This window comes from Nocardiopsis sp. NPDC057823, assembly GCF_042797335.1.
Lineage (GTDB): Bacteria > Actinomycetota > Actinomycetes > Streptosporangiales > Streptosporangiaceae > Nocardiopsis > Nocardiopsis changdeensis.
The window spans coordinates 105,653-119,943 of sequence record NZ_JBHVLR010000012.1 but is presented as its reverse complement, the minus strand read 5'-3'; the positions used below and the strand labels follow the sequence as shown (position 1 = coordinate 119,943).

Genomic DNA, 14,291 nt, shown 5'->3' with positions numbered 1-14,291 from the left:
GCTCCGCCCCCGAGGGCGACCGCCGCGCGGCTCAGTCCCGGTGCACCGGGTCCGGGTGTGCCGGGCCCGAGCGTGCCGGGTCCGGAACGGGCACCGTGATCCCGGCCAGCTCTTCGAGTCGGAGCCACAGGTCTCCGACCAGCTCCGGCGGGGCCGCCTCCCGCGGTTCGATCCGCACCGGCACGCCGCGCCTGCCGTTCGCGGGCGCGTAGAGTTCGCCGCCCCGGACGCCCAGATCGGTGAGGGCCCGGACCGCGGGCCAGGCGGCGGCGTCCTTGCCCTGCGCCCACGGCGTGTAGGGGTTGCGCCGCACCGGGACCGTGTGGTCGCGGATGCCCGGGCGGTGCGGGGTCCTGGCGTCCACGCCGATGCCCGGTCGCACCACCAGGGACCGCACGGGCGCGTCCGCGGCGCGCAGCCGCCGGTCGAGCTCGAACCCGAACACCTCCGTGAGCGCCTTGGCCCGGCTGTAGGCGACCACGCCGATCCGGGAGGTGCCGTGCACGTCGGTGACGGGCCGGCGGAGCAGGTCGACGAACCCCGTCGAGGTGTGGACGATCCGGGCGGGGGCGCCGCCGCGTTCGCCGCTGCGGACCAGGGCGGGCAGCACCCCGGCCGTCAGGGCCACGTTGGCGACGACGTGCGTGCCGAGCTGCATCGGGAGGCCGTCGACGGTGACCTCTGACGCCTTCATGGCCATCGAGCCGCCGTTGAGGAGCAGGCCGTCGATGCGGTCGAGCTCCATCAGTGCGGCGGCGGCCTCCGCCACCGAGGCCTTCGAGGCGAGGTCGACGACCACCCGGTCCAGGGCGGCATCGGGTACCTGGGAGCGGATGGCGGCCTCGGCCGTCCGCAGGCGTTCGGGCGAGCGTCCGGCGAGCACCACGCGGGCGCCCGCGCCGGCGAGCTGCTCGGCGGCGAAGTACCCGACGCCCGCGGTCGCGCCGGTCACCACCACGGTACGACCGCGCTGGTCGGGGATCCGCGCCGGATCCCAGACCTCCTGTGCCTCCTGTGTCCCCCGTGTCTTCTGTGTGTCCTGTGACCTGCGCGCCATGGCCTACTCCTCGCACCCAAAACGGATAACTTATCCGCTGACCCTAGCACCCAAAACGGATGAGCTATCCGCTTCCTCCGCAGAAGGGAACGTGATCCGGATCCCTCATCCGTTTCCCGGGCGGCCGGATAGGATCCCGGACATGACCTCGACCCCGCTCCGCGCCGACGCCGCTCGCAGCCGCGACCGCATCCTGGCGGCGGCCCGCCGCGCCGACCCCAGGGATCTGCGCCTCAACGAGGTGGCCCGCGAGGCGGGGGTGGGCGTGGGCACCGTCTACCGGCACTTCGCCACGGCGCACGCGCTCGTGGAGGAACTCACCCGGGACGCCCTGCACCGGCTGAACGCGATCGCCGTCGAGGCCGCCGTCGACCCCGACCCGGCGCGCGCCTTCGAGAGCGCGCTGCGCGCCGTGGTGGACCTGCACCTGGAGTCGGGCGGCCTCCAGGCGGTCCTGCTCGCCGAGCAGGACATGAGCCCCGAGATCACCGAGCTCAAGGCCGCCACCTTCGACGGGCTGAGCGACGTACTCGAACGCGCGCAGCGCGCCGGGGTGGTGCGCACCGACCTGTCGGGCGACCGGATCGAGCGGCTCATCTGCGGGATCGAGTACGCCATCCGTCTCTCGGCCCCGGACGCGGACGCCGACGAACCGGACCCTGACGACCGGGCCCTGTTCGTCGACGTCCTCCTCGCCGGCCTCCGCCCCTAGCCACCGCCCCGACCCGCCCCGGCCGCTTCAGCCACCCCGAGCACCCGTCACCCCAACTGCCGCAGACACCCCGGTAATCTCGATAGCCCCGGCCGACTCACTCACCCACGGCCACCTTGCCCGCTCCGATCGCCCGCGCCCTGCTGCTCCGCCCACGCCAGTCGTCCCAAGAACCCCGGCTGCCCTGCCTGCCCCAGCCATCCCAACCACCTCAGCCAACCCGGCTGCTCCTGCCGTCCTGAGCACCCCGGTCAGCTCGGCTGCCGCGCCCTGGCAACCCGGGCACCCCGACTGTCCCGAGGCACCCTGCCCATCTCGGCCGCCCCGAGCGCACCGTCCGCCCCAGCCGACCCGGGCGCCCAGGTCTGCCTGGTCAGCGCGGGTGACATGTATGGCCTAGGTGGGCGGTGCGGGCTCCGGGTCGGCACGCGGGCGAACGCCCTGGACGGTACTGGGGGCGCGGGCGCCGGGTCGGTGCAGGCGGACGACCCCGACCAAGGGGACGGCTCGGCCAGCGCGAACGGCCGACAGGAGCGAACGGGCCGGGCGGAGGGTGGGGGCGGCGCGGGAGGGCGCCCCGCCCGGCGGCCGTCCGGCCGGACGGCCGCCCCCGGGAACGAAAGGGCTCCGAGAACAGAAGGGCCCCGCCAACGGAAAGGCCCCCGCCGACGGAAAGGGCCCCGGAGGGCCGAAGCCGCCCGGGGCCGGGGAGTGGCTGCGCGGGCGCCCCTAGAAGGGCGGCATCATCGGCTGCGGCGGGGCCGCCTCCGGGATCAGCAGGAAGGCGGCCGCCCCGGCGAGCACGAACAGCACGCCGACGATGATCCCGACCATGGCGGCCCACTTGGCCCAGGGCCGCGTGGTCGCGGTCCCCAGGAGCAGCGACAGCAGCGACGTCACCACGGTGAGCAGGGCCAGCGTGCCGCCCGCGGCGATCTGGATCCGGATCTGGGCGATCTGCTCTGCGGCGATCGGCTCGCCGCCGACCAGGATCATGCTGGTGAGGATCTGCACCAGCTGCCCGGACAGGATGGTCACGGCGAGCAGGGCGACGCCGACGAGCGCGAAGGTCTCGGCGGAGAAGGCGCCCCCGACCGCGGGCTCAGCGGCGGCCGCCCCGGTGCCCTCCTCGTCGGAGACCTCCCCCTCGTACTGCTCCGATGCGCCGTACTCGGCCTCGGGCGCCTCGGCCACGGCGGTCGCGGGCTCGAAGGTCGGCTGTCCGGCCCCCTCCGGCGCCCGGCCGGTGTCCTCGCGTCCCGTGTTGTCTTCCGGTGTGGTGCTCATCCGGTCACGGTACCCGCGGCACGGTATCGGTAAGACCCGGGAAACGCCTGTTCAACACACTGTTCCGGAGCCGTTCATGACCTTCCGCCGGGCGGGACCGGGCCGAACCCGTCCGCCAGGGCGGTCAGCGCGACCCGCAGCAGGGCGCCCGTCCCGGCGGGCTCGCCGCCGTGCAGGGCCTGCCGCTCGGCCGCCGCGCGCAGGGCCGCGTTCAGCGCGGCGGACCGGACCCGCACGGGGAAGTCGCCGGGGCCGACGCCCACGCGTTCGGCGAGGATCTGCGCGAACACGTCCTCGGCGGCCCGGTGCACGTCCAGCCAGACGGCCATCAGCCCGGGCTCGTGCGGGGTCATGCGGATCAGGGCGGCCACCGGCTCCTCCACCGCCTCCCCGCCCCCTGCGAACGCGCCGACCCGGTCGAGGTGGTCCACCAGCGACAGGTCGGCGGGCCAGCCGCGCAGGTGGTCGGCCATGACCTCCAGTCCGCTGGTGAGCAGCGGCCGGACGCAGCCCTCCTTGTTGGGGAAGTAGCGCCACAGCGTGCGCGTGGAGATACCGATGGCGCGGGCGATGTCGTCGCCGGTGGTCCCGGCCACGCCCCTGTCCGCGAACAGCTCCATGGCCGCACGGGCGATCTGGAGCCGGATGATCCGCTTGCGCCGCTCGGTCATGGGCGGCCTGCCCTTCGCCACCGCCTCCATCGTCCCCGCCCTCCCCTTCGCCGCCGTCACCCGGATCAGCCTATCCTCTATGTCACTGCCGGACAAAATGTCACTCAGCGACAAAAAAGACGTAGGATGGCGTGCGCGGCCGGAGGGGCCGCCGTACAGAACGAGGGGGCAGCGATGGAGACGGGTCTCAAGGGCAGAAAGGTCATCGTCACCGGGGGCGGCTCGGGCATCGGCCGCGCCGCGGTCCTGGCCTTCGCCACCGAGGGCGCGTCGGTCCTGGTGGCCGACATCAACGGGGACGGCGCCCGTTCCGCTGCCGAGGAGGCGCGGGCCGCGGGCGTCGCGGCGCAGGCCGTCGTGGGCGACCTGAGCGCGCCGGAGGTCGTCGCCGAGGTGGTCCGCACCGCCGTGGAGGAGCTGGGCGGCGTCGACGTGCTGGTCAACAACGCGGGGATCATGGACGACATGTCCGCGACCGCCGACGTCGGGGACGAGATGTGGGAGCGGCTGATCCGGGTCAACCTCACCGCCCCGTTCCTGCTCACCCGCGCGGTCCTGCCGATCATGAAGGAGCAGGGCTCGGGGTCGGTCGTGTTCACCGCCTCGGAGGCGTCCCTGCGCGGCGGCGCGTCGGGGACCGCGTACACCGTCTCCAAGCACGGGGTGATGGGGCTGGTGAAGTCGACCGCCGTCATGTACCGCGACCACGGCATCCGGGTGAACGCGGTCGCCCCGGGCGGCACCGCCACCAACATCGCCGTCGGCACTCCGACCAGCGTGGACGGGCCGACCGCCCTGGGCCGGTACGCGAACGGCATCGGCCGGATCGCCGCCGCCGAGGAGCTGGCCGCCGCGATCGTGTTCCTGGCCTCGGACGCCGCGAGCAACGTCAACGGGGCGATCCTGCCGGTCGACAACGGCTGGTCCGCCGTCTGACCCGCGCCCTCCCGAACCCCGGCCGGAATCCCGGCCGGGGCTCCGGCGCGCCCTCCGCCACCGCTCCCCCGCCCCGGAACGGCGCCCCGCCTCCGCCGGCGAAAAGCGCACGGTAAAGCGCGAACAAAGCCCCCTTTCCCCGAACTTTACCCGGCGAGACCGACAGGGGCTCGCAGGCCCCTGCACTGCCGCATTCTTTTTCACTGACCCCCGACAGGGTCCCGAAAAAGAACATAGGGAACAAAAACCCCAGGCCCCGGCCTTGTCCGCCGCTCTCCCGCATTGCTACATTCACCCCCATGATCGAGCACCGGGAAACCCACGTGGTCGAGATTCCCAAACTCCTGGTCAGCGTACGCAAAGCAGCGGAAATCCTGGACCTTTCGGAAAGGGTCGTCTACGAACTCTGCTACGCACGGGAGCTGGAATCGGTGAAGGTCGGCCCGAAGAAGTGGATACGTCGGATCACCTGCGAATCACTCAATCGGTACGTGGAGAAAGCACGAAGAGAATCAGGAATACCGGAACCGCCGCCGGATCGACACGGACCCCCGAAAAGAGGATTCGAATGAACACCCTCCGAATCAGTTCCGATCGTTCTTCCGAACCCCTCCCCGCGGCTCCGCCCCCGCGGGAACCGTCCTCCGATCCGCTCGCCGCGCCCGCGCGCACCGCCGCGCCCGCCCGGCCGCGGGTGCCCGCACCGCAGCCGGCCCCGCCGGCGCCCCCGGCCCCGCCCCGGCCGCCCGCCGAACCCCTGTCGGTGAGCGGGCCCCGCAAGGTCATCGTCACCGCGCGGCACATCGCCGCCCTGCTGGAGCGCGAGCCGTCGCTGTGGCCCGGACTGACCGCGTGCGTCACCGACACCGACGGCCGGATGATCGTGCACTACGCGGTCCTGGCCCCCGGCGGCACCGAGGTCCCCGCCCCGGCCACGGACCCCGAACCCGCCGCGCGCTCCGCGAATTCCGCGCGCTCCTCGGCGCCCTCCGCCCCGGCGGGCCCCGCCGACGACACCGCCGACCGCGAGGGGGACGGCGGCGGAGACCGGCCCGTGCGCGTCCCCTCCCCCGGCCCCGCCACCGGCGCAGTGCCCGCCCGTTGGCGGATACTGCTGGCCGGGGTGCGCGAGTCGCACCGGGTCCAGGGGCGCGAGCACGTCACCGTGCTGCGCGGCATCTACGCGGGCCTGCCGGTCACCGTGCTGTTCACGGTCCTGGCCTGCGCGTGAACCGGAGCGGGCCGCGCTGCGGGCACCACCGCCGCGGCCTCTGAGCCCGCCCGCCGGCCCCGGCCCGCACCACCCGCCCGCCCCGGGCGGGAGACGGCGCCCGGGCACGGGGCGGACACCGCCGGACCGGTCGATCGCGGGGGCGCCGACCGGTCCGCGGCCGTGGGCGGCGGTGGGTCGGGCCCACCCCGCCCACGGCCGCACGGGCCCACCCCGCCCACGGCCGCACGGGCGCTCCCCGGTCCGGTTCCACACGCCGTGGAGCCGGGGCGCGGGCGACCGGTGCCCTCCGGGTGCGATAGAGATGGGACGATCCCTTGTCGCCCCCGGGAAGGAACCCGCCGTGCTCCCGCTCGTCGTCGATCCCGTCGACCGGACCGCCCTGGTCTTCGGCGACCGCTCCCTCACCTACCGCGGACTGGCGTCGGCCGCCTCCCGGCTGGCCGCCGGACTGCCCGAGGGCGGGCGGGTCGCCGTGTGGGCGGTACCGGCCCTGGAGACGTGCGTGGCCGTGGTGGCCGCGGTCCTGGCCGGGGCGGCGGCGGTGCCGCTGAACCCCAGGTCGGGGGCCCGGGAACTGGCGCACATCGTCGACGACAGCACCCCGGACCTGCTGCTGGCCCCGCCCGGCGCCGAGCTGCCCGAGGCGCTGCACGGGCTGCGCCGGGTCGACGTGGACGCCTCCCCCGCCCCGGACGCCGCACCACCGCACCGGGAGTTCGACGAGGAGTCGACGGCGCTGATCGTCTACACCTCCGGGACCACCGGGGCGCCCAAGGGCGTGCTGCTGCCGCGCCGGGCGGTGACCTCGACCCTGGACGCGCTGGCCCTGGCGTGGTCGTGGACGGACGAGGACGTGCTGGTCCACGCCCTGCCGCTGTTCCACGTGCACGGCCTGGTGCTGGGGGTGCTCGGCCCGCTGCGCCGGGGCGGGACGCTGCACCACACGGGGCGGTTCGAGCCCTCGGCGGTGGCGGCGGCCCTGCGCGGCGGCGGGACCCTGCTGTTCGGGGTGCCGACGATGTACCACCGCCTGGCGCTGGCCGTGGAGGAGGACCCGGAGCTGGCCGGAGCCCTGGCGGGGGCGCGCCTGCTGGTGTCGGGGTCGGCGGCGCTGCCGCTGCCCGACCACGAGCGGCTGGCGGCGGCCACCGGGCACCGGGTCGTCGAGCGGTACGGGATGTCGGAGACCCTGATGAACACCTCGGTCCGCCCCGGGGACGGCTCCGCGCCGGGCGGGGTGGGCACCCCGCTGGCGGGGGTGGACCTGCGGCTGGTCGAGGAGGACGGGACGCCGCTGCCGCCGGGCGACCCGGAGGCGGTGGGCGAGGTGCAGGTGCGCGGGCCGAACCTGTTCACCGGCTACCTGAACCGCCCGGAGGCGACGGCCGAGGCGATGACCGCCGACGGCTGGTTCCGCACCGGTGACATGGCGGTGCGCGCGGCGGACGGATCGGTGCGGCTGGTGGGGCGCAAGAGCACCGACCTGATCAAGAGCGGCGGGTACAAGATCGGCGCCGGGGAGATCGAGAACGTCCTGCTGGCGCACCCGGCGGTGGCGGAGGCGGCGGTGACCGGGGAGCCCGACCCGGACCTGGGCGAGCGGGTGGTGGCCTGGGTGGTGCCCCGGGGCGAGGCCCCCACGCTGGAGGAGCTGGCCGACCTGGTGGCCGCCCAGCTGGCCCCGCACAAACGGCCGCGCGCCCTGCGCGTGGTGGCGGCGCTGCCCCGCAACGACATGGGCAAGATCCTCAAGCGCTCCCTGGGCGGCTGATGGAGCGCCACCTGCGCACGCGCTTCCCCGTCGACGACGCCGAGGTGTCGCGGCTGCACGCCGCCGCGTTCGGGCACCCGTACGCGCTCGTGCCCTGGGGCGAGCGGCTGCGGCGGCACAGCCGGTCCTGGGCCGGGGAGTTCCACGACGGGCGCCTGGCCGGGTTCGTGCACGCGGTCTGGGACGGGGGCGGACACGCGTTCCTGCTGGACACCGCCGTCGCCCCGGCCGCACAGCGGCGGGGCGTGGGCGGCCGGGTGGTCGCGGCCCTGGTGGCGGACCTGCGGGACCTGGGCGTGGAGTGGGTGCACGTGGACTTCGAGCCGCACCTGGAGGGGTTCTACCGGCGGGCGGGGTTCGGGGGCACCGCGGCGGGCCTGCTCCGCCTGCGCTGACCCGGTCCCGGGCTCCGGCCGCCGGGGGCCGGAGCGCCCCCGGCCCGGGGCGGGGCGCAGGCCCCTCCCCGGGCGGCCGGCCGGGGCGGCGCCGGCGCGCCTCAGTCGATGGTGAGCTCGCCCATCCGGTCCCAGCCCTCGCCCTCCACGACCCGGCTGACGATCAGCGGGGTCTCGGTGAGCAGCGGCTTCATGGCCGCCAGGCCCTCCCGGAAGTGGTCGCTGTTCACGTGGGCCTCGGCGGCGCCGTCCTTGAACGCCTCGACGAGCACGAACTCGTTCTCGCGCTCGACGCTGCGGGACCACTCGAACCACAGGTTGCCGGGCTCGGCCCGGGTCGCGGCGGTGAAGTCGGCGACCGCGTCGAGGAAGGAGTCCCCGTCCTCGGGGCGGACCCGGAACTTGACGACGATGAGGATCATGGCGTGCCTCCTTGCAGGTGGGTGTCTCGGGGCACGCGGTGCGGCCGTGCCCCCGGGCCTCACTCTGGCAGAAACGGGACCCCGCCGAGGCCCGCACGGGGCCCGCGCGGGGGTCGTGATCATCACTCGCCCCGGACCGGCCCGCATCCCTGCCACCGCCCCCTCAGGGCACCGGCGGCGCCGCGGCCGGAGGCCGCGCCCCGGCCCGCGCCCCTCAGAGGGTGAGCAGGGTGGAGACCACCGCCAGGGCGGGAGCGGTCCCCTGGACCATGGCGGCGCGCGTCTTGGCGGGGTCGCGGGTGACCAGGACCAGCGCGGCGGCGGCCATGGACCCGGTCCCGGCCAGGATCAGCGCGGTCCCGGCGGCCGGCACCGGCCCCCACAGCACCAGCCCGGCGACCGTGACCACGGCCAGGAAGAGGTTGTAGAAGCCCTGGTTGTAGGCGAGTTCGCGGGTGGTCTCGGCGTCCTCGGCGGAGATCCCGAACGTTCTGCGGGTGGACGGCGCGGTCCACCGGAACGATTCCAGGACGAAGATGTAGACGTGGACCAGCGCCGCGACGGCGGCCAGGATCACGGTGACGGTCTGCACGGGCACCTCGGGTGTGGGACGGGGACGGTCACCCCCAGCCTGGCCCGGACGGCCCGCCGTCGGCGTGCGACACTCCGGCACCCCGGACCGCGCTCACGCCGTCCCCACGCCACCCCGCCCCATGACACGCGGCGGCGCGGCGGCCCTGGACGGTGGCCGCCGCGCCGTTCGCTCCCGCGGGGTCAGGGCAGGTGGAAGACCTCCCGCAACGGCACCATGCTCGCGTCCGGGGCCGCCTGGAGCCCCTCGAAGAACGGCGCCATCTCGGCCTGCCAGCGGGCGTTGACCTCGGTGCGGGCCATCAGCTCACGGGCCCGGTCGAAGTCCTCCGTCTCCAGGTAGCCGATGATGGTGCCGTCCCCGGCGGAGAACAGGGAGTAGTTCCCCCACCCGGCCTCGGTCAACGCCTCGCGCATCTGCGGCCAGACGTCGGCGTGCCGCTCCTCGTACTCCTCCAGCCGGTCCGGGCGGACCTTCAGCACGAAGCAGATCCGTTGCACGGTCGGTCCTCCCCGCTAGAAGTCGAAGTCGTCGACGTTGTCGGCGTTGAAGACCTGCGGCGGGCCCAGGACGATCTCGCCGTCGGTCTCGAACGTGAACTCGCCCAGCCGCCCGGCGGTGAAGGTCTCCCCCGCCGCGCCGGTGATCTGCCCGGCCTTGAGCGCCGCCCCGGTGTACCCGGCCAGGTAGCCCAGGTCGAGCGGGTTCCACAGCGCGAACTGGTCGACCGTGCCGTCGTGGACGAACTCGCTCATCTGGTTGGGCGTGCCCAGGCCGGTGACGGCGAAGTCGCCCTTGTACTCGGAGTCGCTGATGTAGCGGGCGGCCGCGGCCAGGCCGACGGTGGTCGGGGACACCACGCCGTCCAGGTCGGGGTGGGCCTGGATGAGGCCCTGCATCTCCTGGAAGGACTGGAGGTCGTCGTCGTTGCCGTAGACCACGTCGACCATCTCCAGGTCGGCGTACTCGTCCTCGGCCAGGACCTCCTCCATCGCCTCGATCCAGGCGTTCTGGTTGGTGGCGTTGGGGGTGGCGGACAGGACCGCGAAGGTGCCCTCCCCGCCCAGGTCCTCGGCGATCATCTCGACCAGGGTGCGGCCGACCAGTTCGGTGGAGGACTGGTTGACGAACACGTCGGTGCAGTTGGCGTTGGAGTCGTAGCCGACGATGGCGGCGCCGTTGTCGCGGGCCTCGTTGAGGGCCGGGCAGACCGCGTCGGGGTCGTTGGCGGCGATGACGATGACGTCGCTGCCCGCCTGGCTGGCCGCGTTGATGTACTCCACCTGGGAGTCGGCGGTGGCCTCGGTGCCGCCGCGCTCGGTGGCGGTGCCGCCGAGCTCCTCGACGGCCTCGGTGCCGCCCGTGTTGACGATGTCGAAGAACGGGTTGTTCAGCTGCTTGGGCAGGAAGTCGATCTTGAGGCCCTCGGGGATCTCCGCGTTGGGGTCCGCGGTGCCGGTGGGGCCGCTGCCGCCCGAGTCCTGGGCGTCGTCGATGGTGGTCCCGCCGCAGGCGGCCGTCATCAGGACGGCGGCGAACGCGCAGGCTCCCATGAGGAGGTGGCGGGGACGGTGTGTCATGACTTTTCTCCGTTGAGTGGACGGTCACCGGACACGGCTCCGGTGGGGGGCGCGGGCGAGCGGCGGGAGCGTACCCGGGCCACGATGTTGGGGGTGACGACGGAGGCGATGAGGATCGCGCCGGTGACGACCTGGAGCACGTCGCTGCCGATGCCGAACAGCTGGAGGGCGTTGCGGATGACGCCGAGCATCAGCACGCCCGACATCACACCGAGGATCGACCCCACGCCGCCGAAGATGGACACGCCGCCGAGCAGGACCGCGGCGACGACCTGGAGTTCCAGGCCCATGGCGGTGTCGGCCCGGGAGGTGCCGTACTGGAGGGTCCACAGGACGCCCGCGCCGGAGGCGACGGCCCCGCTGAGGGTGAAGAGCCAGAACTTGGTCCACTTCACCGGGACCCCGGTGAACCGGGCTGCCTCGTCGTTGTTGCCGATGTCGTACAGGGACCGGCCGAACGCGGTGGCGTGCAGCGCGACCGCGAACACCAGCGCCATGACCAGGATCGCGACGGCGATCCAGGGCAGCCCCGGGATGCCGAGGAAAGGCTGGCGCACCCCGCTCACCCAGTCCTGCGGGTAGCTGGCCACGGCCCGGTCGCCCAGGAGGACGTAGGCCAGGCCCCGGTACAGGGCCATGGTGCCGATGGTGACGGCCAGGGACGGCAGCCCGCAGACGGTGATGAGGAACCCGTTGAGGGCGCCCAGCGCCAGGCCCAGCAGCAGGGCGGCGAGGATCGCCGTCTCCAGCGGCGTCCCGGCCTCCCACAGGATGCCCAGGGTGGCGCTGGTCAGGGCCAGGGTGCTGGCCACCGACAGGTCGATCTCGCCGGTGATGACGATGAGCGTCATCGGCAGCGCGATCATGGCGATCGCGGCGATGCTCAGCACCAGGAAGTTGATGTTGCGGGCGGTGCCGAACATGTCCACGAACATGACCGCGATCGCCGCGACGACGATGAGCGCGCCCAGGACGGGGAGCCCCTGCGTGGACAGCGCCGACCGGAGCGGGGAGCGCGGCGCGGTGGTCCGCAGCCGTTCCCGGTCGGGGGCGGTGACGGTGTTGTCAGGCGCCACGGGCACCTCCTCCTCGAAGCCTGCGCGCCGTCCGGAGCGCGAGCAGCCGGTCCAGGCCGATGGCGGCGAGGATGAGCACGCCCACGACGGCCTGCTGCCAGAACGGGTTGATCTGCCAGATCGGCAGGGCGGCGGTGATGGTGGTCATCAGGATCCCGCCCAGCACGGCGCCGAAGACGGTGCCCACGCCGCCGGTGAGGGCGACGCCGCCGACCACGGCCGCGGCCACGACCTGGAGTTCCATGCCGGTGCCGACGGTGGAGTCGACGGTGCCGTAGCGGGCGGTGAACAGGACCCCGGCCAGGCCGGCCAGGGCGCCGTTGAGGGCGAAGGCCAGCACGACGCGGCGCCCGGCGGGGATGCCCGACAGGCGGGCGGCCTCGGCGTTGGAGCCGATGGCGTAGAGCTCGCGGCCGCTGCTGTACCGGGACAGGTACACGCCGATGACGATCGCGACGACGATGGCGGCCAGGGCCGGGAGCGGGATCCCCAGCAGGCCGGCCCGGCCCAGCTGGAGGAACCCGGCGGGCAGGTCGGCGGCGTTGATCTGGCGGCCGCCCGCCCACCAGTGGTCCAGGCCCCGGTAGATGTACAGGGTGCCCAGAGTGACGACCAGGGCGGGCACCTTGACGGTGGTCACCAGCAGGCCGTTGAACAGGCCGCACAGCAGGCCGATGGCGGTCCCGGCGAGCATGCCGACGGGGACGGGCAGGCCGGGGAAGGCCGCGAACAGCGCGGCGGTCCCGAAGGCCGACAGGCCCAGGACCGACCCGACCGACAGGTCGACGTTGCGGGTGATGAGCACCAGGGACTGACCGACGGCGAGGATGACCAGGACGGTGGCGCCCAGGAAGAGGTCGCGCACGCCCTGGCTGGACAGGAAACCGGGGTTGTGCGCCCAGGTCGCCGCGATGAGCAGGACGACGGCCAGGAGCACGCCGATCTCGCGGAACTGGCGCCGGGGCCGGGCCGTGCGGCCGCCCTTGCCGGGCGGGGCCCCGGCCGCGGACGCTGGGGCGGTGGCGGGTGCGTGTGTCATGCGGCCTCGCTCGGTCGCTGTCCGGTGGCCGCGTACATGACCGACTCCTCGTCGGCCCGGGCGCGGTCGAGTTCGGCGGTGATGCGGCCCTCGTGCATGACCAGGACCCGGTCGGCCATGCCCAGCACCTCGGGGAGCTCACTGGAGACCATGACGATGGCCAGGCCCTGCCCGGCCAGGGTCGACAGCAGGCGGTGGACCTCGGCCTTGGTGCCGACGTCGATGCCGCGGGTGGGCTCGTCGATGAACAGCACCCGGGGCCCGGTGGACAGCCACTTGGCCAGCACGACCTTCTGCTGGTTGCCACCGGAGAGGGTGGAGACGGCGTCGTCGAGGGAGCCGTACTTGAGGCTGAGGCGCTCGCCCCACTCGCGGGCCGCGGCGTGTTCGGCGCGGGCGCCGAGCAGGCCGAAGCGGCTGAGCACGCGGCGGCGGGTGGAGGTGGCGTTGCGGCCGATGGACTCCTCCATGACCAGGCCCTGGTGGCGCCGGTCCTCCGGGACCAGGGCCATGCCCGCGCCGATGGACGCCTTGGGCCGTCCGGCGGGCAGGGGGCTCCCGGCGACGCGGACGCTCCCGGCGTCGTAGCGGTCGACGCCGAAGACGGCGCGGACGACCTCGCTGCGCCCGGCTCCGACGAGCCCGGCCAGGGCGACGATCTCACCGGCCCGGACGGAGAAGGACACGTCGGCGAAGACCCCGGCGCGGGTCAGTCCCTCGACCTCCAGGACGACGTCGCCGTGCTCGGCCTCCTCCTTGGGGTAGAGGCTGGTGACCTCGCGGCCGACCATGCGGCGCACGACGGTGTCGACGTCCAGGTCGGAGGTGGGGTCGCAGGAGACGAACGCGCCGTCGCGGACGACGGTGATGCGGTCGCACAGCGAGAACACCTCGTCGAAGCGGTGCGAGATGAACAGCAGCGCCGACCCGGCGTCGCGCAGGGTGCGGGCGACGGTGAACAGCCGCTCGGCCTCGACCCCGGACAGGGCCGCGGTGGGCTCGTCCATGATGAGCACGCGCGCCCGCCGGGTGAGGGCCTTGGCGATCTCGACCAGCTGCTGGTCGGCGATGGACAGGCCGTTGGCGGGCCGGTCGGGGTCGATGTCGACGCCCAGGCGCGCGAAGGCCTCGGCTGTCTCGGCGCGCACGCGCGCCCTGTCGATGGTGCCCAGGCGGGTGCGGGGCTGGCGGCCGATGAAGATGTTCTCGGCGACGCTGAGGTCGGGGAAGAGCGTGGGCTCCTGGTAGATGACCGCGACCCCGGCGCGCTGGGCGTCGGCGGGGGCGGTGAAGACCGTGGGCTCCCCGTCTGACAGGATCTGCCCGGTGTCCGGGCGGTGCACGCCCGCGATGGTCTTGACCAGGGTGGACTTGCCCGCCCCGTTCTCCCCGACGAGGGCGTGGATCTCTCCCGCGCGCAGTTCCAGGGACAGGCCGCGCAGGGCGCGGACGCTGCCGAAGGACTTGGTGACGTCGACCAGCGCGAGGGGCGGGGGGACCTCCGATGGGTCCACGTGGC

At 74.1% G+C, this 14,291-nt stretch carries 16 protein-coding genes; 6 read left to right on the top strand and 10 right to left on the bottom strand.

Annotated features, from left to right (window positions below; translation table 11 throughout):
• Positions 1–31 precede the first annotated feature (31 nt).
• A complete protein-coding gene (locus ACFVNO_RS19920; RefSeq protein ID WP_378894503.1) occupies positions 32–1,057 on the bottom strand; it encodes an SDR family NAD(P)-dependent oxidoreductase in 1,026 nt (341 codons plus the stop codon).
• Positions 1,058–1,199: 142 nt separating this feature from the next.
• On the opposite strand from ACFVNO_RS19920, the gene ACFVNO_RS19915 reads away from it, so the two are divergent.
• The gene (locus ACFVNO_RS19915) at positions 1,200–1,769 is read left to right on the top strand and encodes a TetR/AcrR family transcriptional regulator (RefSeq protein ID WP_355259370.1); all 570 of its coding nucleotides are present in this window, start codon (positions 1,200–1,202) and stop codon (positions 1,767–1,769) included.
• Positions 1,770–2,498: 729 nt separating this feature from the next.
• Here the strand turns inward: ACFVNO_RS19915 and ACFVNO_RS19910 are convergent.
• Together ACFVNO_RS19910 and ACFVNO_RS19905 are read right to left on the bottom strand one after the other, a co-directional pair.
• Complete coding sequence (locus ACFVNO_RS19910) at positions 2,499–3,056, bottom strand: hypothetical protein (RefSeq protein WP_355259367.1); 558 nt, start codon at positions 3,054–3,056, stop codon at positions 2,499–2,501.
• Between the two features lie 74 nt (positions 3,057–3,130).
• Complete coding sequence (locus ACFVNO_RS19905; protein WP_378894501.1) at positions 3,131–3,787, bottom strand: TetR/AcrR family transcriptional regulator; 657 nt, start codon at positions 3,785–3,787, stop codon at positions 3,131–3,133.
• A 114-nt stretch (positions 3,788–3,901) separates the two neighbouring features.
• Between ACFVNO_RS19905 and ACFVNO_RS19900 the strand changes: the two genes are divergently transcribed.
• From ACFVNO_RS19900 to ACFVNO_RS19880, 5 genes are all read left to right on the top strand, one after another.
• On the top strand, positions 3,902–4,663 hold the full coding sequence (locus ACFVNO_RS19900; protein WP_378894499.1) for an SDR family NAD(P)-dependent oxidoreductase: 762 nt from the start codon (positions 3,902–3,904) through the stop codon (positions 4,661–4,663).
• Between the two features lie 299 nt (positions 4,664–4,962).
• Positions 4,963–5,235: a helix-turn-helix domain-containing protein gene (locus ACFVNO_RS19895; RefSeq protein WP_355259361.1), complete on the top strand. Its 273-nt coding sequence runs from the start codon at positions 4,963–4,965 to the stop codon at positions 5,233–5,235.
• Positions 5,236–5,426: 191 nt separating this feature from the next.
• Entirely contained in the window at positions 5,427–5,894 is a 468-nt protein-coding gene (locus tag ACFVNO_RS19890; protein WP_378894496.1) for a hypothetical protein, read from the top strand.
• A 343-nt stretch (positions 5,895–6,237) separates the two neighbouring features.
• Entirely contained in the window at positions 6,238–7,668 is a 1,431-nt protein-coding gene (locus ACFVNO_RS19885; RefSeq protein WP_355259355.1) for an acyl-CoA synthetase, read from the top strand.
• Positions 7,668–8,063: a GNAT family N-acetyltransferase gene (locus ACFVNO_RS19880; RefSeq protein WP_355259352.1), complete on the top strand. Its 396-nt coding sequence runs from the start codon at positions 7,668–7,670 to the stop codon at positions 8,061–8,063. Before ACFVNO_RS19885 ends, ACFVNO_RS19880 begins: the two co-directional genes overlap by 1 nt.
• A gap of 101 nt (positions 8,064–8,164) precedes the next feature.
• On the opposite strand, the gene ACFVNO_RS19875 is transcribed toward ACFVNO_RS19880, so the two are convergent.
• The 7 genes from ACFVNO_RS19875 to ACFVNO_RS19845 all read right to left on the bottom strand — a co-directional run bounded on the left by ACFVNO_RS19875 (position 8,165) and on the right by ACFVNO_RS19845 (position 14,286).
• A complete protein-coding gene (locus ACFVNO_RS19875; protein ID WP_378894491.1) occupies positions 8,165–8,485 on the bottom strand; it encodes a putative quinol monooxygenase in 321 nt (106 codons plus the stop codon).
• Positions 8,486–8,699: 214 nt separating this feature from the next.
• Positions 8,700–9,077: a DUF1304 domain-containing protein gene (locus ACFVNO_RS19870; RefSeq protein ID WP_220561604.1), complete on the bottom strand. Its 378-nt coding sequence runs from the start codon at positions 9,075–9,077 to the stop codon at positions 8,700–8,702.
• Positions 9,078–9,259: 182 nt separating this feature from the next.
• Positions 9,260–9,577, bottom strand: coding sequence for an L-rhamnose mutarotase (locus tag ACFVNO_RS19865; RefSeq protein WP_220561605.1), 318 nt, complete (start codon positions 9,575–9,577; stop codon positions 9,260–9,262).
• Between the two features lie 15 nt (positions 9,578–9,592).
• The gene (gene rhaS / locus ACFVNO_RS19860; protein ID WP_220561606.1) at positions 9,593–10,657 is read right to left on the bottom strand and encodes a rhamnose ABC transporter substrate-binding protein; all 1,065 of its coding nucleotides are present in this window, start codon (positions 10,655–10,657) and stop codon (positions 9,593–9,595) included.
• Positions 10,654–11,739: an ABC transporter permease gene (locus ACFVNO_RS19855; protein WP_378894486.1), complete on the bottom strand. Its 1,086-nt coding sequence runs from the start codon at positions 11,737–11,739 to the stop codon at positions 10,654–10,656. The genes rhaS and ACFVNO_RS19855 overlap by 4 nt, the downstream gene beginning before the upstream one ends.
• Positions 11,723–12,772: an ABC transporter permease gene (locus ACFVNO_RS19850; RefSeq protein WP_378894483.1), complete on the bottom strand. Its 1,050-nt coding sequence runs from the start codon at positions 12,770–12,772 to the stop codon at positions 11,723–11,725. The genes ACFVNO_RS19855 and ACFVNO_RS19850 overlap by 17 nt, the downstream gene beginning before the upstream one ends.
• Positions 12,769–14,286, bottom strand: coding sequence for a sugar ABC transporter ATP-binding protein (locus ACFVNO_RS19845; protein WP_378894480.1), 1,518 nt, complete (start codon positions 14,284–14,286; stop codon positions 12,769–12,771). Before ACFVNO_RS19845 ends, ACFVNO_RS19850 begins: the two co-directional genes overlap by 4 nt.
• Positions 14,287–14,291 lie beyond the last annotated feature (5 nt).

Excerpts from the sequence above, each read along its gene's own strand:
- ACFVNO_RS19875 (WP_378894491.1), bottom strand. The coding sequence starts at position 8,485 with ATGATCCTCATCGTCGTCAAGTTCCGGGTCCGCCCCGAGGACGGGGAC.
- rhaS (WP_220561606.1), bottom strand. The coding sequence starts at position 10,657 with ATGACACACCGTCCCCGCCACCTCCTCATGGGAGCCTGCGCGTTCGCC.
- ACFVNO_RS19910 (WP_355259367.1), bottom strand. The coding sequence starts at position 3,056 with ATGAGCACCACACCGGAAGACAACACGGGACGCGAGGACACCGGCCGG.
- ACFVNO_RS19850 (WP_378894483.1), bottom strand. The coding sequence starts at position 12,772 with ATGACACACGCACCCGCCACCGCCCCAGCGTCCGCGGCCGGGGCCCCG.
- ACFVNO_RS19915 (WP_355259370.1), top strand. The coding sequence starts at position 1,200 with ATGACCTCGACCCCGCTCCGCGCCGACGCCGCTCGCAGCCGCGACCGC.
- ACFVNO_RS19900 (WP_378894499.1), top strand. The coding sequence starts at position 3,902 with ATGGAGACGGGTCTCAAGGGCAGAAAGGTCATCGTCACCGGGGGCGGC.
- ACFVNO_RS19880 (WP_355259352.1), top strand. The coding sequence starts at position 7,668 with ATGGAGCGCCACCTGCGCACGCGCTTCCCCGTCGACGACGCCGAGGTG.
- ACFVNO_RS19920 (WP_378894503.1), bottom strand. The coding sequence starts at position 1,057 with ATGGCGCGCAGGTCACAGGACACACAGAAGACACGGGGGACACAGGAG.
- ACFVNO_RS19895 (WP_355259361.1), top strand. The coding sequence starts at position 4,963 with ATGATCGAGCACCGGGAAACCCACGTGGTCGAGATTCCCAAACTCCTG.